This is a genomic window from Bradyrhizobium sp. 179, from assembly GCF_023073535.1.
Taxonomy (GTDB): domain Bacteria; phylum Pseudomonadota; class Alphaproteobacteria; order Rhizobiales; family Xanthobacteraceae; genus Bradyrhizobium.
Window position 1 is genome coordinate 78,113 of the sequence record NZ_JADPJR010000160.1, and the last position, 23,077, is coordinate 101,189.

Annotated in this window: 23 protein-coding genes, 1 tRNA gene, 2 pseudogenes and 1 riboswitch; of the genes and pseudogenes, 16 read left to right on the forward strand and 10 right to left on the reverse strand. The window is 65.7% G+C overall.

All coding sequences use genetic code 11. The features are described from left to right. The first annotated feature begins 10 nt into the window (after positions 1-10). The gene (locus IVB12_RS36875; protein ID WP_247307763.1) at positions 11-997 is read left to right on the forward strand and encodes an SGNH/GDSL hydrolase family protein; all 987 of its coding nucleotides are present in this window, start codon (positions 11-13) and stop codon (positions 995-997) included. A 66-nt stretch (positions 998-1,063) separates the two neighbouring features. Here IVB12_RS36875 and IVB12_RS36880 read toward each other — a convergent pair whose 3' ends face one another. After that, the gene (locus IVB12_RS36880) at positions 1,064-2,251 is read right to left on the reverse strand and encodes an O-succinylhomoserine sulfhydrylase (RefSeq protein ID WP_247307767.1); all 1,188 of its coding nucleotides are present in this window, start codon (positions 2,249-2,251) and stop codon (positions 1,064-1,066) included. Positions 2,252-2,324: 73 nt separating this feature from the next. Beyond that, positions 2,325-2,404, reverse strand: a riboswitch (SAM riboswitch). Between the two features lie 110 nt (positions 2,405-2,514). Here IVB12_RS36880 and IVB12_RS36885 point away from each other — a divergent pair. The 4 genes from IVB12_RS36885 to IVB12_RS36900 all read left to right on the forward strand — a co-directional run bounded on the left by IVB12_RS36885 (position 2,515) and on the right by IVB12_RS36900 (position 6,987). Then, positions 2,515-3,621 (forward strand): 2'-deoxycytidine 5'-triphosphate deaminase, encoded by a 1,107-nt coding sequence (locus IVB12_RS36885; protein ID WP_247307769.1) that lies wholly within the window; start codon positions 2,515-2,517, stop codon positions 3,619-3,621. 180 nt (positions 3,622-3,801) lie between these two features. Beyond that, complete coding sequence (locus IVB12_RS36890; RefSeq protein ID WP_247307771.1) at positions 3,802-4,215, forward strand: PAS domain S-box protein; 414 nt, start codon at positions 3,802-3,804, stop codon at positions 4,213-4,215. Positions 4,216-4,319: 104 nt separating this feature from the next. Continuing rightward, positions 4,320-5,378: a hypothetical protein gene (locus IVB12_RS36895; protein ID WP_247307773.1), complete on the forward strand. Its 1,059-nt coding sequence runs from the start codon at positions 4,320-4,322 to the stop codon at positions 5,376-5,378. A 163-nt stretch (positions 5,379-5,541) separates the two neighbouring features. Then, positions 5,542-6,987 (forward strand): MATE family efflux transporter, encoded by a 1,446-nt coding sequence (locus IVB12_RS36900; protein WP_247307775.1) that lies wholly within the window; start codon positions 5,542-5,544, stop codon positions 6,985-6,987. Here IVB12_RS36900 and IVB12_RS36905 read toward each other — a convergent pair. From IVB12_RS36905 to IVB12_RS36925, 5 genes and pseudogenes are all read right to left on the reverse strand, one after another. Beyond that, on the reverse strand, positions 6,984-7,448 hold the full coding sequence (locus IVB12_RS36905) for a hypothetical protein (RefSeq protein WP_247307777.1): 465 nt from the start codon (positions 7,446-7,448) through the stop codon (positions 6,984-6,986). The two genes, IVB12_RS36900 and IVB12_RS36905, sit on opposite strands and share 4 nt — an antisense overlap. 100 nt (positions 7,449-7,548) lie before the next feature. After that, the gene (locus IVB12_RS36910) at positions 7,549-7,950 is read right to left on the reverse strand and encodes an SRPBCC family protein (protein WP_247307779.1); all 402 of its coding nucleotides are present in this window, start codon (positions 7,948-7,950) and stop codon (positions 7,549-7,551) included. A gap of 240 nt (positions 7,951-8,190) precedes the next feature. Continuing rightward, positions 8,191-8,550: a VOC family protein gene (locus IVB12_RS36915; protein WP_247307781.1), complete on the reverse strand. Its 360-nt coding sequence runs from the start codon at positions 8,548-8,550 to the stop codon at positions 8,191-8,193. A gap of 57 nt (positions 8,551-8,607) precedes the next feature. Next, positions 8,608-9,447: an AraC family transcriptional regulator gene (locus tag IVB12_RS36920; RefSeq protein ID WP_247307783.1), complete on the reverse strand. Its 840-nt coding sequence runs from the start codon at positions 9,445-9,447 to the stop codon at positions 8,608-8,610. A 9-nt stretch (positions 9,448-9,456) separates the two neighbouring features. Continuing rightward, positions 9,457-10,031 (reverse strand): annotated as a pseudogene (locus IVB12_RS36925) (methylated-DNA--[protein]-cysteine S-methyltransferase). 171 nt (positions 10,032-10,202) lie between these two features. On the opposite strand from IVB12_RS36925, the gene IVB12_RS36930 reads away from it, so the two are divergent. Continuing rightward, a tRNA-Gly gene (locus tag IVB12_RS36930) sits at positions 10,203-10,276 on the forward strand. A 4-nt stretch (positions 10,277-10,280) separates the two neighbouring features. Here the strand turns inward: IVB12_RS36930 and IVB12_RS36935 are convergent. After that, entirely contained in the window at positions 10,281-11,273 is a 993-nt protein-coding gene (locus tag IVB12_RS36935; RefSeq protein WP_247307785.1) for an alpha/beta hydrolase, read from the reverse strand. Between the two features lie 177 nt (positions 11,274-11,450). Between IVB12_RS36935 and IVB12_RS36940 the strand changes: the two genes are divergently transcribed. Further along, complete coding sequence (locus IVB12_RS36940; protein WP_247307786.1) at positions 11,451-12,032, forward strand: XRE family transcriptional regulator; 582 nt, start codon at positions 11,451-11,453, stop codon at positions 12,030-12,032. 37 nt (positions 12,033-12,069) lie between these two features. Next, positions 12,070-12,532: pseudogene (locus IVB12_RS38565) on the forward strand (GNAT family N-acetyltransferase). A 31-nt stretch (positions 12,533-12,563) separates the two neighbouring features. On the opposite strand, the gene IVB12_RS36955 reads toward IVB12_RS38565, so the two are convergent. After that, positions 12,564-13,094 (reverse strand): DUF1003 domain-containing protein, encoded by a 531-nt coding sequence (locus IVB12_RS36955; protein ID WP_247307789.1) that lies wholly within the window; start codon positions 13,092-13,094, stop codon positions 12,564-12,566. A 110-nt stretch (positions 13,095-13,204) separates the two neighbouring features. On the opposite strand from IVB12_RS36955, the gene IVB12_RS36960 reads away from it, so the two are divergent. The 8 genes from IVB12_RS36960 (at position 13,205) to IVB12_RS36995 (ending at position 21,920) form a co-directional block, all read left to right on the forward strand. Continuing rightward, positions 13,205-14,248, forward strand: coding sequence for a LacI family DNA-binding transcriptional regulator (locus IVB12_RS36960; RefSeq protein ID WP_247307790.1), 1,044 nt, complete (start codon positions 13,205-13,207; stop codon positions 14,246-14,248). 81 nt (positions 14,249-14,329) lie between these two features. Continuing rightward, positions 14,330-15,784, forward strand: coding sequence for a xylulokinase (gene xylB, locus IVB12_RS36965; RefSeq protein WP_247307791.1), 1,455 nt, complete (start codon positions 14,330-14,332; stop codon positions 15,782-15,784). Next, positions 15,785-17,107, forward strand: a complete 1,323-nt coding sequence (gene xylA / locus IVB12_RS36970; RefSeq protein ID WP_247307792.1) for a xylose isomerase — start codon at positions 15,785-15,787, stop codon at positions 17,105-17,107. Positions 17,108-17,119: 12 nt separating this feature from the next. Continuing rightward, positions 17,120-17,878 (forward strand): ATP-binding cassette domain-containing protein, encoded by a 759-nt coding sequence (locus tag IVB12_RS36975; RefSeq protein WP_247307794.1) that lies wholly within the window; start codon positions 17,120-17,122, stop codon positions 17,876-17,878. Next, on the forward strand, positions 17,878-18,960 hold the full coding sequence (locus IVB12_RS36980) for an ABC transporter permease (RefSeq protein ID WP_247307797.1): 1,083 nt from the start codon (positions 17,878-17,880) through the stop codon (positions 18,958-18,960). Before IVB12_RS36975 ends, IVB12_RS36980 begins: the two co-directional genes overlap by 1 nt. Before the next feature lie 95 nt (positions 18,961-19,055). Beyond that, positions 19,056-19,988 (forward strand): sugar-binding protein, encoded by a 933-nt coding sequence (locus IVB12_RS36985; protein ID WP_247307798.1) that lies wholly within the window; start codon positions 19,056-19,058, stop codon positions 19,986-19,988. A gap of 108 nt (positions 19,989-20,096) precedes the next feature. Further along, complete coding sequence (locus tag IVB12_RS36990; RefSeq protein WP_247307800.1) at positions 20,097-21,074, forward strand: aldo/keto reductase; 978 nt, start codon at positions 20,097-20,099, stop codon at positions 21,072-21,074. A 3-nt stretch (positions 21,075-21,077) separates the two neighbouring features. Continuing rightward, positions 21,078-21,920, forward strand: a complete 843-nt coding sequence (locus IVB12_RS36995) for an amidohydrolase family protein (protein WP_247307801.1) — start codon at positions 21,078-21,080, stop codon at positions 21,918-21,920. A gap of 210 nt (positions 21,921-22,130) precedes the next feature. On the opposite strand, the gene IVB12_RS37000 is transcribed toward IVB12_RS36995, so the two are convergent. Further along, positions 22,131-22,496, reverse strand: a complete 366-nt coding sequence (locus IVB12_RS37000; RefSeq protein ID WP_247307803.1) for a nuclear transport factor 2 family protein — start codon at positions 22,494-22,496, stop codon at positions 22,131-22,133. A 110-nt stretch (positions 22,497-22,606) separates the two neighbouring features. Next, on the reverse strand, positions 22,607-22,957 hold the full coding sequence (locus tag IVB12_RS37005) for a RidA family protein (RefSeq protein WP_027575148.1): 351 nt from the start codon (positions 22,955-22,957) through the stop codon (positions 22,607-22,609). Positions 22,958-23,077: the final 120 nt, after the last annotated feature.

Consider the following 23,077-nt stretch of genomic DNA (forward strand, 5'->3'; position numbering starts at 1 on the left):
TCTAGCGTTAATGAGTTCTCCCCGCCCTTTTTGCCTGACGTCATGGCTGGCGGTGCCCGCGGCGGCGGCGCTGCTGCTGCTGATGCCCGCTTCGCAGCCGCGCGCGCAGACGCAAGCCGCTCAGGCGACGGCCGCGCAGCCGGCTGATCCCGCTGCCGCACCGCCCTCCCAGACCACCGTCGCCGCGACGTCCCCCGAGCAGCGCGGCGTCACGGCGCGCGCCCTCGACAAGGTGAAGGAAGTCGCAAAGTCGGCCGGCGACATCTTCAGCCGCGTGCCCTGCCTGCCGCCGAAGGGCGGCCCGAAGGCGATGGGCTCGCTGCCGCGTGTCGCAAGCAAGCTCGTCGCCGGCCAGCCCGTCGTCATCGTCGCGTTCGGCTCGTCGTCCACCGCAGGATTCGGTGCGAGCTCGCCGGAGTTCAATTATCCGAACCGTCTCGCCGCACAGCTGCGCCGGCACTATCCGACCGCCGACATCACCGTCATCAATGCCGGCGTCGGTGGCGAGGATGCGCCCGAGATGATGAAGCGCCTCCAGACGCAGGTGATCGACGTGCATCCGGATCTCGTGATCTGGCAGGTCGGCACCAACGCCGTGCTGCGCAACCTCGATCCCGCCGATACCGCAAAGCTGGTCGAGGACGGCATCAGCCGCATCCAGGCCGCCGGCGGCGCCGACATCGTGCTGGTCGATCCGCAATATTCGCCGGCGGTCAACCAGCGCGCCGAGAGCGCCGGCAAGATGGTGAAGCTGCTCGGCAAGGTCGCCGAGCTCCGTCACGTTGGCATCTTCCCGCGCTTCGAGGTGATGCGCGACTGGCACGAGAAACAGGCAATCCCGGTCGAGAGCTTCGTCATCGCCGACGGCCTGCACATGAACGATTGGGGCTACGCCTGCTTCGCCCAGCTCCTCGCCGACGACATCATCCGCTCCGTCGGCCAGATCAAGCTCGGTGTGAACGTGCCCGCTGATGTGCGCACGTATCGGCCGATGTAGGGGCGAATAGGGAATGGCGAATAGCGAATGGGGTCTATTCGCCACTCACTATTCGCCATTCGCCCGTCACGCCTTCTCCAGCGCCGCGGTCAGATCCTCGATCAGATCTTCCGCATGCTCGAGGCCCGCGGAGAAGCGGATGAAGCCCTCGTTGATGCCGAGCGCGGCGCGGTCGTCCGGCTTCAGACGCTGATGCGTCGTAGTGGCCGGATGCGTGACGAGGCTCTTGGCGTCGCCGAGATTGTTCGAGATCTTCGCCAGCTTCAACTCATTGAGCACGCGAAACGCCGCCTGCTTGCCGCCCTTCACCTCGAAACCGACCAGCGTCGAGCCGCCACGCATCTGCTTCTTCACCAGCGCGGCCTGCGGATGATCGGCGCGGCCGGGATAGACCAGCCGCGAGATCTTGGGATGGCTCGCCAGCACCTCGGCAATGCGCGCTGCGGTGTCGGTCTGCGCGCGCACGCGCACGCCCAGCGTTTCCAGGCCCTTGAGCAGGACCCAGGCGTTGAACGGCGAGATCGACGGGCCGGTCTGGCGCATGAAATTGTGGATGTGCTCCGCGATGAAGGCTTCCGAGGACAGGATGATGCCGCCAAGACAGCGGCCCTGGCCGTCGATGTGCTTGGTCGCGGAATAGACCACGACGTCGGCCCCGAGCGCGAGCGGGCTCTGCCAGATCGGGGTTGCGAATACGTTGTCGACGACGAGTCGCGCACCGCCCTTGTGCGCGATCTCGGCGATCGAGGGAATGTCCAGCACATCTAACGTCGGATTGGTCGGGCTCTCCAGGAAGAACGTCTTGGTGTTCGGCTTGAGGGCGCGCTGCCATTGGTCGAGGTCGAGGCCGTCGACCAGCGTGGTCTCGATGCCGTAGCGCGGCAGCAGATCCTGCACCACATAGAGGCACGAGCCGAACAGCGCGCGCGACGCCACCACATGATCGCCCGCCTTCAGGGGCGCCAGGATCGCCGTCGTCACCGCGGCCATGCCGGTTGCCGCCGAGCGAGCGGCTTCGGCGCCTTCGAGTTCGATCATGCGGCGCTCGAACATCGCGACGGTCGGATTGGAATAGCGCGAATAGATGAAGCCGGGGTCCTCGCCCTTGAACCGCGCCTCGCACTCCTCGGCGCTGTTGTAGACGTACCCTTGCGTCAGGAACAGCGCCTCCGACGTCTCGCCATATTGCGAGCGCAGGGTGCCGGAATGGACCAGGCGGGTTTCGGGACGGTAAGTGGCAGGCGACTTCGACATAGGACCTCCGACATGACCATTCGAGCAAAAATGGTCACAAAAAAACCGGCCTGGATATCTCCACGGGCCGGGATCACAGAGGTCCCCGGCCTGTTTAGCGACTTATTTAACGTGGCTGCAAGCCGGCCGGCTCAAATCACCACGGGATAAGTGATGCTCATATTCCGCAATGCCCTTTCCGTCAAGGCGTCCATCGGATAGCCGTAAAAGGCTAGTATTTCCCGTATCTCGGGATGCGTTTGCCCCTTGATGAGGACCCCCGGTTGACGTTCACGGTCGCTGCCGATGCCAATGGTATCCTGCCTGACCGCATGATTGCGGCGATGGCAGAGGCGGGGCTGATCCTGCCCGCCTACGACTTCGTCGAAAGCCAGATCCAGCCGGCGAGCCTCGATCTGCGCCTCGGCGACATCGCCTATCGCGTCCGCGCCAGCTTCCTGCCCGGTCCCGGCGCCACCGTCGCCGAGCGCATTGACGAATTGAAGCTGCACGAGTTCAGTCTTGCCGACGGCGCGGTGCTCGAGACCAACTGCGTCTACATCGTGCCGCTGCTGGAGAGCCTCGCGCTCCCGCCGGAAATCGTCGCGGCCGCGAATCCCAAGAGCTCGACCGGCCGGCTCGACGTCTTCACCCGCGTGATCGCCGACGGGACCCGCCGCTTCGACATGATCGGCGCCGGTTATCACGGCCCGCTCTATGCCGAGATCAGCCCGAAGACGTTTCCGGTGCTGGTGCGCGAGGGCTCGCGTCTGTCGCAGGTGCGCTTCCGCACCGGTGACGCCATCCTCAATGCCGACGAACTCGATGGCTTGCATGCGACCGAGCGCCTCGTCGACATCGACGATGCCGACCTGGCCGGCGGCGTCGCCGTCTCGGTCGACCTCTCCGGCGAGAAGGCCAACGGCTTCGTCGGTTACCGCGCCAAGCGCCACACCGGCGTCGTCGACGTCGACCGTCGCTCCGGCTATGCGGTGGAAGATTTTTGGGAGCCGATGTCGGCCCGTCCCGATGGCAGCCTGATCCTCGATCCCGGCGAGTTCTACATCCTGGCCTCGAAAGAGGCCGTGCAGGTTCCGCCCGATTACGCCGCGGAGATGGTGCCGTTCGATCCCTTGGTCGGCGAATTCCGCGTGCATTATGCCGGGTTCTTCGATCCCGGCTTCGGCTATGCCGGTGCCGGCGGGCAAGGCGCGCGCGCCGTGCTGGAGGTGCGCTCGCGCGAGGTGCCCTTCATCCTCGAGCATGGCCAGATCGTCGGCCGCCTCGTCTACGAGAAGATGCTGGCGCGTCCCGATGCGATGTACGGCCAGCGCATCGGCTCGAACTACCAGGCGCAGGGGCTGAAGCTGAGCAAGCATTTCCGGGTGTAGCGCTAGTCCCACGCTCCGCTGTCATGCCCCGGCTTGTCGGGGGCATCCAGTACTCTGCGGCGGTAGTTCGTTTCAAAAATGTCCGCCGCGGAGTACTGGATCGCCCGATCAAGTCGGGCGATGACACCGAGTATGTGTCAGGATGCGGGCCGAGATCCGGGCTACATGCGAGGTGGTGTCATGAGCAATCCATCCCAACTTGACGCGAGAATCATCGACGACGTCGCGGACGCGCTGATCTATTCGGATCGCTCCGGCACGATCACGCGCTGGAATCGGGCATCGGCCGCCTTGTTCGGTTTCTCCGCCGCGGAGGCGCTCGGCCAGAACCTCGATCTGATCATTCCCGAGCATCTGCGCGCCGCGCACTGGAAAGGCTTCGAGGCTGCGCTGGCCAGCGGCACGATGAAGCTTGCAGGCAAGCCGACATTGACCCGCGCGCTGCACAAGAGCGGGCGCAAGCTCTACATTGAGATGACCTTTGCGCTAGTACGGAATGCTGGCGCAGCCGTGCTCGGATCGGTCGCGATGGCGCGCGACGTGACGGAGCGCATTGAGCGCGAGCGCGCGGCCAAGGCTGCGCAAAATTCGTGATGCGGAATTGACGGGCCGTCGTGCAGGGCGGCCTGCATGCGTGGCATGTTGCCTGTCACCCGGTGCAGTGACACATTCGATCAAAACAATGATCGGGAGCGAACATGACCGCCATATCAGACACAGCGCAGGAAGCCCAATGGAAACGCTGGCGCGCGGTCGCCGATCTCTATCACGCCTACTTCACCGGCCTGATCCTCACCGTGGTCACGCGGCGCGGCACGGCGGATGCCGCTGAATTCGTCTTCCGCGTGTTCCGCCGCCAGCAGCAGGAGCGCTTCCTGCCTGGCTTGCAAAAGCTCGGCCTCCGTCATCTGCCGCCGGCGGTGGCTGCCGCGCAATATCACTATCTCTCCAACTGGATCGGCGGCGTGCATGTCGAATACATGTATGAGAGCGACACCAAGGCCTGGATCCGCTACCCGCCGCCGCGCTGGATCTGGAGGGGCACCGCAATCTGCGGCGTGCCCGGCGAAGTCTCTCGCGCGATGCTGCGTGGCTGGCACGCCAACAACGGCGTAGCGCTCGGCGATCTCCGCCTCGGCTTCGTCTGCACCAAGCAGAGCGTCGACGGCCAGGATGGGCTCGAAGGCTATTATCATCAATACGACCATCCGCTCGATCTCGACCAGCGCCTGGTGTTCGCGCGGCATCTGGAGGCCCCTACGTTCGATGCGAAGACCGCGCCGGCTTTGCCGGTGACGAGCTGGCCGAAACCGCGGCTCGAGAAAGCCTATCGCAACTACGCCATGGAATATGTCCGCACCGCCGCGCCCGTGATGGTGCAGCTGTTCGGCCCCGAGGACGCCGGCTATCTCCTGCATCTCACCGGCAAGCTGATCGGCATGCAATATTTCGACGAGGTCGCGGCGGCGCTGGCGATGGGCCGCGGCCGCGGTGGTGCGGGCGAATTCGCATCGTTCCTGAGCGCGCTGTTTGCCGCGCAGGACGATGCCGCCGAGACCTCGCAATCCGAAGGCGCCTTTGCAATCCATCAGCGGAGCTGGAAGCTGATGGACGATGTCGCCGACTATCACCCCACCTGCGCCAAGGTGCTGGAAGGATTGTTCGAGGGCCTCGCTGCAGGATGCGGAAGAAACATAGGCGTGCGCATGCGGACCGCGAAGGGCGGCCGCCCGCCGCTGGTCTGGACGATTGAATAGGCGAGGGTGACAAGCCGCTGCCGCAGGGCACGCCTGCACCTGACGCAGGAGGAATCGGCGCCCGCCATGCTAACAAGCCCTGCCGCGCCCTGCGCGCGAATAGATTTATTGGCACACCTGTTTATTGCCGCGCCGCAAATGGCGCTCGTGTCCGGGAGAAGACATGTCCGACATCGCCGAAATCCCGGTCGATGAACAGGAGCGCCCGCTGCCGCCGCCTCCGCGTCCCGTCAGGAGCGCGCTGACCGACGGTCCGATTCTGCGCACCCTGCTTGGGCTCGCTTGGCCGAACGTGATCGGGTTGTCGGCCGGCATGTGCGTGGTGATCGCCGAGACCTCCTATGTCGGCCGGCTCGGCGTCGAGGCGCTGGCCGCGATGGCGCTGGTGTTTCCGACCGTGATCCTGACCATGACGATGTCGGGCGGCGCCATGGGCGGCGCGGTGGCCTCCGCCATCGCGCGTGCGCTGGGCGCCGGGGATCGCGAGCGCGCCGGAAACCTCGCCGTGCACGCGATTCTGATCGGCATCAGTTTCGGTCTCGTCTTCATGCTGGGCATGCTGATCTTCGGGCCGCGCCTGCTGGAATTGCTCGGCGGCCGTGGCAATGTGCTGACCCACGCCATCGCCTACACGCAGGTGTTTTTCGGCGGCGCGGTGCTGCCCTGGCTGCTCAACACCCTGGCGGGCGTCCTGCGCGGCACCGGCAACATGAAGCTGCCGTCGCTGTTGATCCTCAACTCGGCGGTCTGGCAGATCGTGCTGGGGGGCACGCTGGGCCTTGGGCTCGGGCCGGTGCCGCAGCTCGGCATGCGCGGCGTCGCGGCCGGCGCGCTGATCGCCTATTGCATGAACATCGGCGTGATGGGCTGGTACCTGTTCTCCGGCCGCGCCCGAATCGTCCTGAAGCTGCGCGGCCTGCGCATCCAATGGGCGATGTTTTTCGACATCCTGAAGGTCGGCGCCATCGCCTGCTTCTCGCCGTTGCAATCGGTGCTGACGATCTCGATCTTCACTCACATGCTGGCGCAGTTCGGCACCGCGATCCTCGCCGGCTACGGTATCGGCGCGCGGCTGGAATTCCTGCTGACCTCGATCGCATTCTCGTTCGGCATCGCCTGTGTGCCGATGGTCGGGATGGCGATCGGCGCGGGCCGCATCGCGCGCGCCCGGCGCATCGCCTGGATCGCCAGTGCTGCGGCTTTCGTGGCAGTCGGCGCGCCGGCATGCCTCGTTGCGATCTTCCCCGATCTCTGGGTCAACATCTTCACCGACAGCGTGGCCGTGCGTGCGGCGAGCCATCAATATCTCTCGACGGTCGGACCGTTCTACGCCTTCTTCGGCCTCGCAACGACGATGTATTTCTCCTCGCAGGGCGCCGCCAAGGTGATCGGGCCGGTGCTGGCGCAGACCGCGCGATTGATCTACATCGCCGCTTGTGGCTGGTGGCTGTCGGCCCACGACGCCAGCGCGCAGAGCTTCTTCTGGCTCGCCGCAAGCTCGATGGTCGTGCTCGGCCTGCTGTCGTGCTCCAGCGTGGTGCTGACCCGCTGGGGACCGCGCAAGACGAAACCTGCGATCAGGCCAGCTCTGTCAGCTGTTGCCGACTAGCGATGCCTGTGGCGGCGATGGCCGCCGCCGGCATTGGCGAGCCGCATCAATTGCGGGATCATCGCCATCATGTCTCCGCCTCCGGCGCCACCGAGCATGCCCATAATGTCGCCGCTGCCCATACTGCCGATCCCGACTGGCATATAGCCGCCGCTCATCGGCGTGTAGCCGCCGTAGTTCGGCGCACCGAAGCCTCCGCCACCCATCATGCCACCAAGCCCGCCGCCGTTCTCCATCATGCGACTCATCATCGGGCCCATGGTCTGCATCAGCATGGCGAAGCGGCGCTTGCCCATCTTCGCCTTCATCATCTCCAGCATTGGCGCCATCTGGGTCATCATGTCCTCGCCGCCGGCACCGCCACCAAAACCCGCAAGCTGCGCCTTCGCCGGCGTGCTCGCGACGGAAAACAACAGCAGCACGGCGGCCGCCTGGCAGATCACCTTGTCCGCACCTCTCATGGCATGCTCCTCGCGTGCGCGGCTCCGCCGGGAGAGCGGAGCCAACCGGACGCACGTCGCCATGGTTACGGCTGGCGAGGGCGGATCGCTGTGAGAAAGGTCACGCCGCGGCGGGCGGAAAGGCCTTGTGCAACGCGATCACGGCTTCGCTGGTCTGCCCCTGAACATAGGACGCAAGCTCGTTCGGCAACATGTCGATGGTCCAGACCAGACGGCACCTCGTCTCGCCCTCGGCGATCACCTGCACGCAGGCGCTGTAGTGCTTCAGCCGCTCGTTGTTGATCGCATAGACCAGCCGTCGCCGCGCGTCGTCGCAATCGACCAGCACCTCGCGTGCCACCGAACCGTTGGCAAAGGTGACGATGCGCGCATCGCCGTCGAGGTTGCAGGCGGTGACGAAGCCCGGCACCAGCCGCTGATGCAGCGCGCCGAAGTCGCGCACGGCGTCCCAGACGTCGCGCGCGGAGGCGGGAAGGGGAATGTCATTGTGGATGGAGGCCATGGGGATTCCTATTTCCTATAATGTGGAGAGGCGGGCGATAGGGCCGTCATCGCCCGACTTGATCGGGCAATCCAGTATTCCAGAGACCGACGTGATAGGATCGCGAAGCCGCGGCGTACTGGATGACCCGGTCCCGGCTCCGCCAACGCTACGCCGGGGCCTCAAGGGCGCTCGGCCGCCGAAGTTTTAGCGAAGGCGGCAAGCCGGGGCATGACGGCTTGTAGCGAGGCGCGAGCACGCTCACGCACAAACCGCCTCGACATTGTTGCCATCAGGGTCGATCAAAAACGCCGCATAATAGGTCGGGCTGTAATCCTTGCGTGGGCCGGCGCCGCCATTGTCGCGACCGCCGCTCTTCAGCCCTTCGCTGTGGAACGCCTTGACCGCGTCGTGATCCTTGGCGCGGAAGGCGATATGCGCGCCATCGGCCTTGCGTCCCTTGTTCAGGTGCAGCCACAGCGCCGGCTCGCCCTTCGGCCCGAAGCCGGCATAGCCGTCGCCGCTTGAGCACAGGATATAGCCGAGCGGCGCCAGCACTGCGCTGTAGAAGCGCGTGGCGGCATCGAGGTCGGCAACGCGCAATCCGATGTGGTCGTACATGATCGTCTCCATTTGCACTGCGCGCCGCTTGATGGCGCGCGCCGGAGACGAACCTAGTCAGTTGAGGGCAAGCTGCTCTTGGAGAATCTTGCGCTCCCCCTTCGAGGCCTGCCGGAACTTGGTCGGGGATACGCCGGCGGCGCGATGGAAGGTGCGGACGAAGTTGGAGAGATCGCCAAAGCCGACGTCATAGGCGATGTCGGTGACCGCGGTATCGTCCTCGGTGAGCAGCCGCGCGGCATGTCGCAAGCGCGAGCGCACCAGATATTGATGCGGGGTGACGCCGAGCACCGCCGAGAACAGCCGGAGAAAATGAAACGGGCTGAGGCCGGTCTGCTTTGCTGCCTGCTCGAGGTCGAGCTCGGATTGCGAGTTCTCGTCGATCCACAGCGCGGCTTCCACCGCGCGCCGGCGGTCGCGCGCGGTGGGCGGCGCCGGCTTGCGCGTCTTGCCTGAGACGACCTCAATGAAGCGGCCGGCCAGGATTTGGCCGACTTCGTCGAGGCCGAGATCGCTGTTGCCATCTGCCGCCGTCTGGGCCAGCTCGCCCAGCACCATCAGCTCGGGCAGCGGCGGCGTCGCGCCGACGTGCCAGACCTCACGCCGCCCGCCGAGAGTCTCGACCAGGTCCTCGCTCAGGAAGAACGAAAGGCAGATATCGCCGCACACGTGCTCATGCGTGCAGGTGTATTCCTCGCCGGGCGTGCCGACCAGCATTGATCCCGCCACCAGTTCGAAGAAGCCGGCGCGGCAATGGCAGCCGAAGCTGCCGGAGCGGACATAGGCGATGGAATGCCCGGTGCGGCATTCTGCAAAGGGTGTGTCCTCCGGTCCCGCATCGCAGCGAAATTCGGAGACCGTCATCGATGGCGTCGTCAGCAGCGTGGTCGCGTCCATGCCGCCTATCTAGGTGGGAACGCGTGGCGGGGCAACCGGCAGCAGCACCTCGAACAGCGTCTTGCTGGCGATGGGATGGGCGCCCTCGAGCGCCAGCAGCCGTCGCTTGGAGATCACGCCGGCGTAGGGCGAGCGCCGGTCGGTGTAATTGCTGGCCTCCAGCACCCGGTGGCAGGGGACGATCAGCATGAACGGATTTTTCGCGATCGCCTGCGCCACCGAATGCGCGGCACCGGAGGCGCCCAGCGCCTTGGCAATCTCGTGATAAGTGCGCGTGTCCCCGCGCGGAATGGTGCAGGCGTATTCGTAGACGCGCCGGTTGAAACCGGCCCGCCGGCGTCCAGGCTGACGTTGGAAAAATCGGGGTCGCTGCCCTGCAGCAGACCCACGATGCCCTCGATTGCAAGCTCGGCGTTTTTGGACGGCCGTTGCTCACGCGCCTCGGGATGGAGCGCAAAAATCCGGCGTCGGGTGTCGATCTCCCGCGCCTCCGGCAATTGCACGGCGACCACGCCGGTGCTGCTCCAGACGATGCCGCAGCGCCCTATGGCCGTGTCGAAGATCGCGTAACCACGCCCCACCATGCACACGCCCCACTCAGTGCACGTCTCCCCAGACACGAAATCATAACACCGCCACAATCCGGCGCACCTGGAATCTTGCCAAACCGTTAAGAAGCGTCAGGTTGCCTGCGCCAAAGCGCTTGGCGCGCGGCGCTGTCTCGGCTAATCAGGAGGTGCGCGAAGCACCCGCGCGCGGGCGTAGTTCAATGGTAGAACGGCAGCTTCCCAAGCTGCATACGAGGGTTCGATTCCCTTCGCCCGCTCCAGGCTTCAGTTCGGCAGGCTTCGCAGGAATTCCACGATCGCCGCGTTCACCTCCGCCGGCCGCTCCTGCTGCGTCCAATGTCCGCAGCCCGGCAGCATCTTGATCTCGCGCAGCTGCGGCACCCATTGTCTCATGTTGGCGAGATGCTCGGCGGCACCGGGAAAGGCAATGACCATGTCACGATCGCCGGCGATGAAGAGTGAGGGCACGGTCACCTTCACCCCCTCGAAGGCCGCCATCAGCTCCCAGTTGCGATCGATGTTACGGTAATAGTTGAGCGGCCCGCGAAACCCACTGCGGGCAAATTCGACGCCGTAATGGTCGAGGTCGGCGACGCTCAGCCATGAGGGGAGCGGCACCTGCACCTTCGGCAACATGCCATCCTTGCGCGAGACCATCCCGACGCCGACGGTCCTGCCGGCACGCTCGGCATTGGCGCGGATCGCCGCCGCCCCTTCGCCGGAACCGCCGAAGAGCATGGCGCCGAGCGTTGCGCGCGGATCCCGTTCGAACTCCGCTTCGGCGACACCGGGCTCCTGAAAGTACAGCTGATAGAACTGCGCATCCGCTGTCCGCGGCATGACGCTGGTCGGCCGCACGGGACTGCGCGGGCGATAGGGTACGCTGAGAATGGCAGCGGCACGGAAGCGATCGGGACGCAGGCGCGCCGTGTGCCAGGCGATTGTCGCGCCCCAATCATGCCCGACGATCACGGCGTCCTTCGCCTCGAACGCGTCGAGCACGCCGACGAGATCGCCGACCATGTGCAAGATCGTATACTGGTCGATCGCTTCGGGCCGGTCGCTCTTGCCATAGCCGCGCATGTCGGGCGCAACAGCGCGGTAGCCGGCCGCTGCCAGCGCGTCGAGCTGGTGGCGCCAGGAGTACCAGCCTTCCGGAAAGCCGTGGCAGAGCAGCACCATTGGCCCATCGCCCTGCTCGGCGACGTTGAGGCTGATACCGTTGGCCTTGATCGTCCGCTGCGTCGGCTCGCCCACGTCGCCTCCCGGTCGTGATTATGGGAAGCATCCTAATCGGGTGTCCTGGCTGCGCAAAGATTCTAATATATTGGACTGGCGCTCCCCGCATTCGCCTCTCGCCCGGCTTAGGTTGGTCGAGGCGGCATGCGGTCCTTGCACTGGGCAATGTTTGGATGAAGGCCGGGGCTGAAAAAAATGGACCAGCAGAAACTCGATCGCGCGATCGGCCGCCGCCTGAAGACGCTGCGGACCCAGGCCGGCATGACGTTGAACGAACTGGCGGCTCGGTCCGGCGTCAGCCGGGCCATGATCGGGCGGGTGGAGCGGGCGCAGAGCAGTGCGACGGCTGCGCTGCTCGGAAAACTCTGCGCAGCGCTCGACGTGTCGCTCAGCGATGTCGTTGCGCTGGCCGAGAAGCCGCCCGAGCGCTTGGTGCGACTTGCCGATCAGCCGCATTGGCGCGATCCCGACAGCGGCTATCGAAGGCGCCACGCCTCGCCGACCGATGCGGCGAGCGGGATCGAGATCATCGTCGTCGACCTGCCGGCCGGCGCGCGGGTGCCATACAGTCCCTGGGGCCGCAACGCGTTCACCCAACAGCTGTTGATGCTGGAGGGCGCCATCGCCGTGCATATCGACGCCAAGGCGGTGCGGTTGCGCGAGGGCGATTGTCTGGATTTCGACGTGATGCGCGCGGTGATTTTCGAGAACGAGACCCGGCAGGATGCGCGCTACGTTGTCATCACGCGGCGCGGCGCTTCCTACGGCAAGATGTGAGGGCACCGATGCGAGACCCTGGAGTGAGGCCCTGACGATGCACATCCGCCCCGGCGACACCTTTGATCCCCGCGTCATCGCGCTGCTCGATCACCACGTCACGGCGGCGCGGGCGCAGACCGCGCCCGGTAGCGCCCATGCACTTGATCTCTCCGGTCTTCGTGGACCCGACATCGCATTCTGGACCGGCTGGGACGGCGAGACACTGGTCCCACCGGCGCGCTGAAGACGCTTTCGGCCGACCACGGCGAGGTGAAGTCGATGCACACCTGCAGACCACGCGCCGGCGCGGCTTCGGCGGCCAGATGCTCCGCCACATCATCAGTGAAGCCCGCATGCGCGGCATGACGCGGCTCAGCCTGGAGACCGGCTCCTGGGATTATTTCAAACCCGCGCACGCCCTCTACCAGGCCCACGGCTTCGTCGCCTGCGGTCCATTCGAAGGCTATGTCGAGGATCCCAACAGCCTGTTCCTGACGCTGGATCTAACCACCAGCTGAGCCTGCCGACTGGCGCAAGGTGCATGCAGCCTCAACTTCTTCGCGTCTCCTCGATCTTGTCGAGCACGCGTTCGGGGGCGATGTCCCGGGCCGCTTCCTCCAGATCGCGCTTCGAGTCAGGTTTGACGTCGAGCCGCTCGGCGATCTGCGTGAGCAGGCGGGCAACCTTGGTCAGTTCATGCTCGGCGAGCAGGCTGATCTGGAGGTCGAGATCGGCGCGCTTGTCCGCGGCGGCGGTCATGCGGTTCTGCGAGATCAGCACGAAGGTGGAGAGGAAAATCGCTTCCACCGAGGCGATCATCGCCAGCACCACAAAACTCTCGTCCCAGGCCCGGATCCCTGGCAGCCAATTCAGGTTGGCGATGATCCAGAAACCAAATATGGCCAGGTGGAGATAAACAAACGGCATGCTGCCGGTGAAGGCCGTGATCGCGTCGGCGAGTTTTTCCTGGCCCGTCGCAGCCCGCTGCTCCCCACGCCGCCGCGCGACCAGCGCCTTGATGTTGCGCTCGAGCGTCGGGCTCAGGCCCTCGCCGGGATCATGGGTGATGTCGTTACGCACGCGGCGGCAACGGCCAAGTGAAGGTCCTGTTCCTGGGAGGAGGGAGCCAAATGATTATCGTCCATCAAAATGAGTTGCGTACCTCAAAACACCTCTGCTAGCCTTCAGCCATGGCCGAGACGCTCACCCCGACTGCGCTGACGCTGAAGGATATCGCCCGCGAGGCCGGCGTCAGCCTCGCCACGGTCGACCGCGTCCTCCACAACCGCCCGGGCGTGCGCCCGGACACGGTGCGGCGCGTCAAGGCGGCGATCGAGCGCAATTCGTTCCAGCCGCACGTTGCCGCCGCCGAGCTCGCCCGCAGCCGCGCCCGGCGCTTCGCTTTCGTGATGCCGTCCGGCTCGAACCCGTTCATGCAGCAGATCGAAGCCTATCTCGGCGAAATGTCGGCCTGGCTGTCGGCCCGCCGCCTCAGCGTCGAGATGGTGGCGACCGACGTCTTCGACCCCTCCGCGCTCGCAGGCACGCTGGAGGCGCTATCGGGCGATTACGATGGCATCGCCGTGGTGGCGCTGGACCATCCGGGTGTCCGCGCCGCCATCAACGATCTCGTCGATGCCGGCGCCAAGGTGGTGACGCTGGTCTCGGACGTGCCGTCCTCGCGCCGCCATCATTATGTCGGCATCGACAACATCGCTGCGGGTCGCACCGCCGGCGCGCTGGTCGGGCGGCTGGTCGGCCAGAGGTTCGGCAAGGTCGCGATCGTCGCGGGCTCGCAGGGCCTGCGCGACCACGCCGAGCGCATCTTCGGCTTCAACCAGGTGATGGCGACGGAATTCCCGGATCTCAGCGTGCTGCCGGTGCTGGAAGGGCGCGACGAGGACGAGCGTTCGGAGCAAGTATTGGCGCGGCTGTTCGGCAGGCATGCTGACATTGTCGGCCTTTATAACGTCGGCGCCGGCACGCAAGGCGTCGCCAAGGCTTTGACCGATGCCGGCCGCGATAAGCAAGTGGTGTTCGTCGGGCATGACGTCACCGCGTTGACACGGCGGCTGCTGTTGCAGGGCGTGATGGATGCGGCGATCTCGCAGAACCCGGGCCATGAGGCGCGTGCTGCCGTGCGCGTTCTGCTCGCGCTCGCCCGCGGCGAGCCGATCTTGCGCGAACAGGAGAAGATCAGGATCGACATCGTGATGCGGGACAATCTGCCCTAGTGGCAGCTGGATTTCAAAATGGTCGGCAGCGGTGAATGCGACGTCAAGCTCGCGCACCGCGACAGGTAAAGGGAGGATGGCGTGTATCTCGGACTAGACATCGGCACGTCCGGTGTGAAAGCGGTGCTCGTGAGCGAAGCCGGCGCGATTGTCGCGACGGCCGCGCGCGAGCTTGCGCTGTCGCACCCGGCGCCGCTGTGGTCCGAGCAGGATCCGGACGCCTGGGTCGATGCGGCGATCGGCGCGGTGGACGATCTCGCCGCCCGCCATCCGCGCGAGGTCGCGCGGGTCGCCGGCATCGGGCTGTCGGGCCAAATGCACGGCGCGACGCTGCTTGGCGAGGATGGGCGGCCGCTGCGTTCCGCGATTCTCTGGAACGACGGCCGCTCGCACGCCGAATGCGCCATGCTGGAGCGGCGCTGTCCGTCGTTGCACGCGATCGCCGGCAATCTCGCCATGCCTGGCTTCACCGCGCCGAAGCTGCTCTGGGTGGCGCGGCATGAGCCAAAGATCTTCGATCGCGTCGCAAAGGTGCTGCTGCCCAAGGCCTATGTCCGCTATCGCCTCACCGGCGAAATGGTCGAGGATATGTCGGACGCCGCCGGCACGCTGTGGCTGGATGTTGGTCTGCGCCGCTGGTCGGCACTGTTGCTGCATGCCACCGGGCTCGATCTGCATCACATGCCGCGCCTGGTCGAGGGCAGCGAGGTGAGCGCGGTGCTTGCGTCGGAATACGCGCAGCGCTGGGGCATGACTGCGGATGTCGTGGTCGCCGGCGGCGCCGGCGACAATGCGGCGAGCGCGATCGGGCTTGGCGCGATCGCGCCGGGCAATGCCTTCCTGTCGCTGGGCACGTCGGGCGTGGTCTTCCGCGTTACCGACCGCTTCGCGCCGGCGCCGGCTTCGGCCGTGCATGCCTTCTGCCATGCGCTGCCCGGCCTCTGGCATCAGATGGGGGTGATGCTGTCGGCCGCGGCCTCGCTCGCCTGGCTGTCTGGCGTGATGGAGACTCCCGCCGCAGCGCTCTTGGCGCCGCTCGGCGAGCGTGTCGACGGGCCCAGCCCCGTCTCTTTCCTGCCGTATCTCGATGGCGAGCGTACGCCGCACAACGATGCCGCCGCCAGCGGCGCCTTTGTGGGCTTGCGCGGTGCGACCGGGCGATCGCAGATCGTCCAGGCCGTGCTCGAAGGCGTCGCCTTTGCCGCGCGCGACAATCTGGCCGCGCTGAGCGCGGCGAGTGGGCCGCTTGCTGAGCTCGATCTGGTCGGCGGTGGCTCGCGCTCGCCGCTGTGGGCGCAGATCTGCGCCGACGTGCTCGGCATTCCCGTTCATCGCGTTGAGGAAGGCGAAGTGGGCGCCGCGCTCGGCGCTGCGCGGCTCGGCCGTATCGCCGCGACCGGCGAGGACCCCGCAGCGGTCTGCAAACCCCCGCGGCGGCTCGCGAGCTTCACACCCCGCCCGTCCGTCACTGCGGCCTATGACGAGGCCTATCTGCGCTGGCGGGCGCTTTATCCTGCATTGAAGGAGACTGCCTGAGTGAACGCGTCAGCCAAATTCTTCGAGGCCAGCAGGCCTGTCGCCTTTGCCGGCAAAGATGCGGACAACACGCCCGCCTTCCGCTGGTACGACAAGGACCGCCTCGTGCATGGCCGCCGGCTGGAGGACCACTTACGATTTGCCGTCTGCTATTGGCATTCGTTCTGCTGGCCGGGCGCGGATCCCTTCGGCGGCGAGACCTTCCTGCGGCCCTGGCACCACGGCACCGATGCGATGGCGCTGGCGCGGGCGAAGGCCGATGTTGCCTTCGAGCTGTTCCGCCTGCTGGACGTGCCGTTCTTCACCTTCCACGACGTCGATGCGGCGCCGGAAGGCGCCTCGCTCAGCGAGTCCGTCGCCAATCTCAACGCGATTGCCGATCTGTTCGAGGCGAAGATGGCTTCCGCGAAGGTCCGTCTGCTCTGGGGCACGGCCAATCTGTTCACGCATCGTCGCTACATGGCGGGCGCCGCGACCAATCCGGACCCCGATATCTTCACCTATGCCGCCGGCCAGGTCCGCGCTGCGCTGGAGGTGACGCACCGGCTCGGCGGCCAGAATTACGTGCTATGGGGCGGGCGCGAGGGCTACGAGACGCTGCTCAACACCGATCTCAAGCGCGAGCTCGACCAGCTCGGCCGCTTCGTCTCGCTGGTGGTCGAGCACAAGCACAGAATAGGCTTCAAGGGGCCGATCCTGATCGAGCCCAAGCCGAAGGAGCCGACCAAGCATCAATACGATTTCGACGTCGCCACCTGTTACGGCTTCCTCGAGCGCTACGATCTCCTGAACGACGTCAAGCTCAACATCGAGCAGAACCACGCCATCCTCGCCGGTCACTCCTTCCATCACGAGGTTGCGCTCGCCGAGGCGCTCGGCGTATTCGGCTCGCTCGACGTCAACCGCGGCGACGATCTGCTCGGCTGGGACACCGACCAGTTCGCGATGAACGTGCCGGAGCTCGCCTTGGTGTTCCACGAGATCCTGAACCACGGCGGCTTCACCGCGGGCGGGCTCAATTTCGATGCCAAGATCAGGCGTCAGTCGATCGATCCCGACGATCTGATCCACGCCCATGTCGGCTCGATGGATGCCTGCGCGCGCGCCTTCCTTGCCGCCGCCGACATGCTCGACGCCGGCGTGCTCACCACACCGCTTGCCAAGCGCTACGAAGGATGGGCCAGGCCCGAGGGCCGGGCCATTCTCGGTGGCCAGCGTTCACTCGCCGATCTCGCCGACCGTGCGCTCGGCCCCGGCTTCGACCCGCAGCCGCGCTCGGGCCGGCAGGAATATCTGGAATCCCTGGTCAACCGTCATGTCTGAGGAAGGCCGCTGATGACAAGCGCTGAAGCAACGCCGGTGCTCGAGCTGACTGGCATCGGCAAGGAGTTCGGCGCGATCCGGGCACTGCATGACGTCGACATGCAGGTGTTCCCGGGCGAGGTCGTCGGCCTGATGGGCGACAACGGCGCCGGTAAGTCGACGCTGGTCAAGATCATCGCCGGCAATTTCCGCCCCAGCCATGGCGAGATCCGCTTTGCCGGCAGTGCGGTCCATTTCAACCGGCCGGTCGATGCCCGCGCCGTCGGCATTGAGGTCGTCTACCAGGACCTCGCGCTATCAGACAATCTGACCGCCGCCGCCAACGTCTTCCTCGGCCGCGAGCTGAAGCGCAAATTCGGACCCATTGCATTGCTCGACCACAAGGCGATGGCGGCGCGTGCGCTGGAGCTGTTCGGTGAATTGCGTTCGGAGACCCGCCCCGATGATCTCGTCAAGCAGATGTCGGGCGGCCAGCGCCAGGCGGTCGCGATCGCGCGGACGCGGCTCTCCAATGCGCGGCTGGTGATGATGGATGAGCCGACGGCCGCGATTTCGGTCCGCCAGGTCGAGCAGGTGCTCGGCCTGATCCACCGGCTGAAGGAGCAGGGTGTCGCCGTGATGCTGATTTCGCACCGCATGCCCGACGTGTTCGCGGTGTGCGACCGCGTGGTCGTCATGCGCCGCGGCGAAAAGCGCGCCGACAAGCCGATCCACCAGACCTCACCCGAGGAGGTCACCGCCCTGATCACCGGCGCGAAGGAGGCGGCGTGATGGCCATGCCTATGGAATCTCCGATCAGCTTCACCAATGTCGGCCGGATCAGATGGTGGCAGCGCGGCATCTTCGCGTCACAGACCGGCTATGTGCTGCTCGCTCTGGCGGTGTTGCTGGTGATCATGCATTTCGCCAGCCCGTACTTCTTCACCGAAGGCAACATGCAGAACGTGGCGAAGAACTTCTCCTTCATCGCCATTGCCACGCTGGGCGTGACCTTCGTGATCATCACCGGCGGCATCGACCTCTCGGTCGGCTCGATGATGTGCTTCTCCGCCATGATCACCTCGATGGTGATGACCGAATTGTCGGCGCCCGGCTCGCCGGCAGGCGCGCTGTTCGTGCACATGGCGGCCGACGGCAAGACCGTGCTCGCCAACGTGCCGGGGCTGATCCTGCTGGTCTCGATCCTCGCCGGCCTCGGCGTCGCGCTGGTCGCCGGGCTCGTCAACGGCTTCTGCATCGCCGTGCTCGGCCTGTCGCCGTTCGTGACCACGCTCGGCATGCTCTCGATCGTACGCGGGCTCGGCTACGTCGTCTCCAACGGCCGTGGCAGTTTTCCGGGCGGACCGGATGCAGATTATTTCTATGCGCTCACCTCCGGCGACGTGCTTGGCGTGCCCGTGCCTTTCATCTATCTGGTGATCCTCGCGCTGGCGATGGCCGTGGTGCTGCACCATACCTCGTTCGGCCGCCACGTCTTCGCGCTCGGTGGCAACGAGAAGGCGGCCGAGCTCACCGGCATTCCGGTGGTGCGGGTGAAGATCGAGGTCTACGTGATCTGCGCGCTCGCCGCGGGGCTCCAGGGCATCATCATCTCCGGCTGGCTTGGATCGGCGCCGGCCAACATGGCGACGTCCTACGAGCTCAACGTGATTGCGGCGGCCGTGATCGGTGGCGCCAATCTCGCCGGCGGCATCGGCGGTCCGTTGGGGGCCATCGTCGGCTGCGTGCTGCTGGAGGTGATCCGCAACGGCCTCGTGCTGGCGCAAGTCAGCTCCTACTGGCAGCAGACGCTGGTGGGCGTGATCATCATCCTGGCCGTGCTGGTCGATCGCATCCGCTCGCGGATGATCTGACGTGACGTCGTTCCGGGGAGGCAACGAAAATGCCGCCTGTCCGCTTCCCGGACGAATCTCGAAAGGATGGGCGCAAGAGAAGGGTGGAGGAGACAATGAGGAAACTTCTTCTTGCCGGCATCACCGTTGCCATGATGGCGACGCCGGCGTTCGCTGCGAATTACCGCTTCGTCATCGTGCCCAAAGCGATGAACAATCCGTTCTTCGACTTCGCGCGCGACGGTTGCCTGAAGCGCGCCAAGGAGCTCGGCAACATCGAGTGCATCTACAAGGGTCCGGTCGAGCATGAGCCAGCGACGCAGGCCCAGATCATCCAGGACTTCATCACGCAGAAGGTCGACGGTCTCGCCATCTCGGTCGCCGACGTCGCGGCAATGACCAAGTCGATCGAGGCGGCGACCGCGGCCGGCATCCCCGTCATCACCTTCGATGCCGATGCACCGGGCTCCAAGCGCATTGCCTATATCGGCACCAACAACAAGGAGTTCGGTGTCGCGCTCGGCAAGCAGTTGCTGAAAATGCGGCCCGAGGGCGGCAAATATGCGATGGTTTCGGGTGGTCCCGGCGCCAAGAACCTCGCCGAGCGCGTCGACGGCGTGCGCGAGGCTCTGAAGGGCTCGAAATGGACCGAAGTTGCGGGCTCGCCGACCTTCTGCAACGACGATCCCGCGCTCGCGGTCCAGCAGATGACGGACATGCGCACCGCAACGCCCGATCTCGCCGCCATCGTTCCCATCGGCGGCTGGCCGATGTTCGCGCCTGAAGGCTTCAAGGCGTTCGCCTCCAGGAACAAGAAGGACATCGACTCCGGCAAGTTCACGCTGGTGGTCGCCGATACGCTCAAGATGCAGCTTGAGCTCCTGCGCGACGGCTATGCCAATGCGCTGGTCGGCCAGCGCCCGTTCGAGATGGGCGAGAAGGCGATGGACACGCTGCTCGCCATCAAGAAGGGCGAGAAGGTGCCGGAGATCGTCTACACCGGTCTCGATCTCGTGACCAAGGACAACGTGGCACAGATGTTGAAGTAGGAGCGCGCCGCCAGCCCCGCGCTCCTGCGCGCCTCCCCCGCTTGCGGTTTCCGCGAGCGGGGGAGATGATTTGGGCCGCTGGAAAGACGACTCTTGGAAGGCAATGGAATGAAACGGTCGCGCCTCGGCTCTCTCGACGTCACCTCGATCGGCCTCGGCTCCGCCCCGCTCGGCGGATTGTTCGCACCCGTCAGCGATGCCGATGCGCAAGCGACGGTCGCGCGTGCCTGGTCGCTCGGGATCCGCTTCTTCGATACCGCGCCGCTTTACGGCTTTGGCCTGGCCGAGCGGCGGCTCGGCGCGTTCCTGCGGCAGCAGCCGCGTGAGTCCTATGCGATCTCGACCAAGGTCGGGCGTCTTTTGCGCGCGCCCGAGGGCGCCGCCGCCGAGGACGAGCACTACAAGGGCACGCCGCGTGAGCGGCCGGTGTTCGATTTCAGCTATGACGGCGTGATGCGTTCGCTGGAGGAAAGCCTCGCCAGGCTCTGGCTCGATCGCATCGACGTCCTGCTCGTGCATGATCCCGACGACCACTATGACGATGCCGTCAGCGGTGCCTTCCGCGCGCTGCAGCGTCTGCGCGAGGACGGCACGGTCAAGGCGATCGGCGCAGGCATGAACCAGTCGGAAATGCTGGTCCGCTTCGCCGACGCCGTGCCGGTCGACTGCTTCCTGCTCGCCGGCCGCTACACGCTGCTCGACCAGGGCGCGCTGGATGCGCTGTTTCCGGCCTGCCAGGCCAGGAACATCGGCATCCTGCTCGGCGGCGTCTACAACAGCGGCATCTTGGCCAATCCGCACACGAGCGCGAAGTTCAATTATCAGGATGCTGACGCGGCGCTTGTCGCGCGTGCGCTGGAGCTCGACGCGCTCTGTCGCAAGCACGGCACCGAGCTAAAGGCCGCGGCGCTGCAGTTCTGCATGGCCCACCCGGCCGTGACCGTCACGGTGATGGGCGCGCGCAATGCCGCGGAGGCGGCCGAGAACATCGCGATGTCGGAGGCTGCGGTGCCGCAGGCCTTCTGGCAGGAGCTGCGCGCGCGAAACCTCGTCGATGCGCGGGCGCCGCTGCCGGGCGGAGCGTGAGCCATGATCATCGACGGTCACCAGCATTTCTGGGATCCGGCGCGTGCCGACTATCCCTGGATGGACGCGGACGAGCTCACACCGATCCGCCGCGCCTTCGGCCCTGGCGATCTTGCGCCGCTGCTGAAGGCAAACGGCATCGATGCGAGCATCCTGGTGCAGTGCCGCTCCGCGCTCGAGGAGACCGAGGAGTTCCTGCGCATCGCGCATGCGACGCCCTTTGTCATCGGTGTCGTTGGCTGGGCTGATCTGACCGACGGCGCGCTTGACGAAACGCTCGATCGACTGCGCGCTGCGCCGGGTGGCGACAAGCTGGTGGGCATTCGTCACCAGGTCCACGATGAAGCCGATCCGGATTGGTTACTCCGCGAAGACGTCCAGCGCGGCCTTACCGCGGTGTTCGCCCGCGATCTCACCTACGACTTCCTCGTCCGCACCCGCGAGTTGCCGGCTGCTATCGCGACTGCGCAGGCCTTCCCACAAGCACGCTTCGTGCTCGACCACGCCGCCAAGCCGCCGATCGCTGATGGCGCAAGCGACGAATGGGCCGATGGCATCGCGGCGCTGGCCGCTTGCGGCAATGTCTGGTGCAAGATTTCGGGCTTGGCGACGGAAGCAGTCTGGAGCGATTGGAATGCGGAGCGTCTGTTTCCGTTCGTTCAGCATGCCGCGACATGCTTTGGCGAGGATCGGGTGATCTTCGGCTCGGACTGGCCGGTGTGTCTGCTTGCGGGGAGCTACGGCGAGATCAAGGGTGCGCTGGAGGCGTGCCTGATGAGGTTGGGCGCACACGTGCGCGAGAAGGCGCTCGGTGTGAATGCGAAGGCTGCGTATCGGTTGGCTTGACTGTTCAGTCGAGGGTTGCGCTCTTTCCCTCTCCCCTTGTGGGCCCCCTTGTGGGAGAGGGTGGCTCGCCGCGAAGCGGCGAGACGGGCGAGGGGTATCTCTCCGCGCACGACCCTCAAGCAGCAAGGATCGCGGAAGGAACCCCTCATCCGGCGCTTCGCGCCACCTTCTCCCACAAGGGGAGAAGGAAGAAGGCAGCGTGCCCGCCCTTCACGCGCCGGCTGGCACCTGATCCAGAAATCCCGTCACGCTCCTAATCCGGCCGTCCTTTAGGACGGCAAAATCCGTTCCCTTGATCGGGCTGTCGACGCCGTCAGGACCAAGTCCCCACGCGAAGCGCACATGGTCGCCGTAGCCGTTGGGCTCGCCGATCAGCTTGAAGGTGAAATCGGGAAAGCGCTGCTGCACGCCTGCGATCAGCGCGTCGATCCCGTCCTGGCCGTCGCCCTTCATCAGGGGATCGACATAGCTCGCATCCGCTGTCCAGTCTTGGCTGAGCAGTTCGCGCCGGCGGCCGGCGGCGCGTTCGTTCCAGAGTTCGATGTAGCGGCGGGCGATGGTGTTGGGATCGGTCATGATGTTCTCCTTCGACAATGCCGTGTTGGCTGACCGTAACTATCGAAGGAATGCGCGCGCCGATCGATTACCTCGGAGGTCATCGGCGCACGCATAATCTCATGCAGCCGTCACTTCGCCGCGGTCACCATGATCTCTACGGTGTATTGCGGCGCCGCCAGCTTGGCTTCGACGGTGGCGCGGGCCGGCGTGTTGCCAGGCGAGACCCAGGCGTCCCACACCGCGTTCATCTCGCCGAACGTTTTCATGTCGGTGATGTAGATCGTGGCCGAGAGCAGCTTCGATTTGTCGGTGCCGGCCTTGGCGAGGTGGCCGTCGATGGTCGCCAGGATGTCCTGGGTCTGCTTCGTCACGCTTTCGCCGGCAGCCTTGTTGGCGACGACGCCGGCGAGATAGACGGTGTTGCCGTGCACGACAACCTGGCTCATGCGCGGGCCGGTTTCAAAACGCTGAATGCTCATCTGGGATCTCCTGGTGGAAGGGCGGCCCTGTCTAGCCCAGCGATTCGCGCTGTGCCAGCCCGGGCACGCATGCGTTGCCAGACCCGCATGCGTTGCCCAGGCACGCATGCGTTGCCTGCG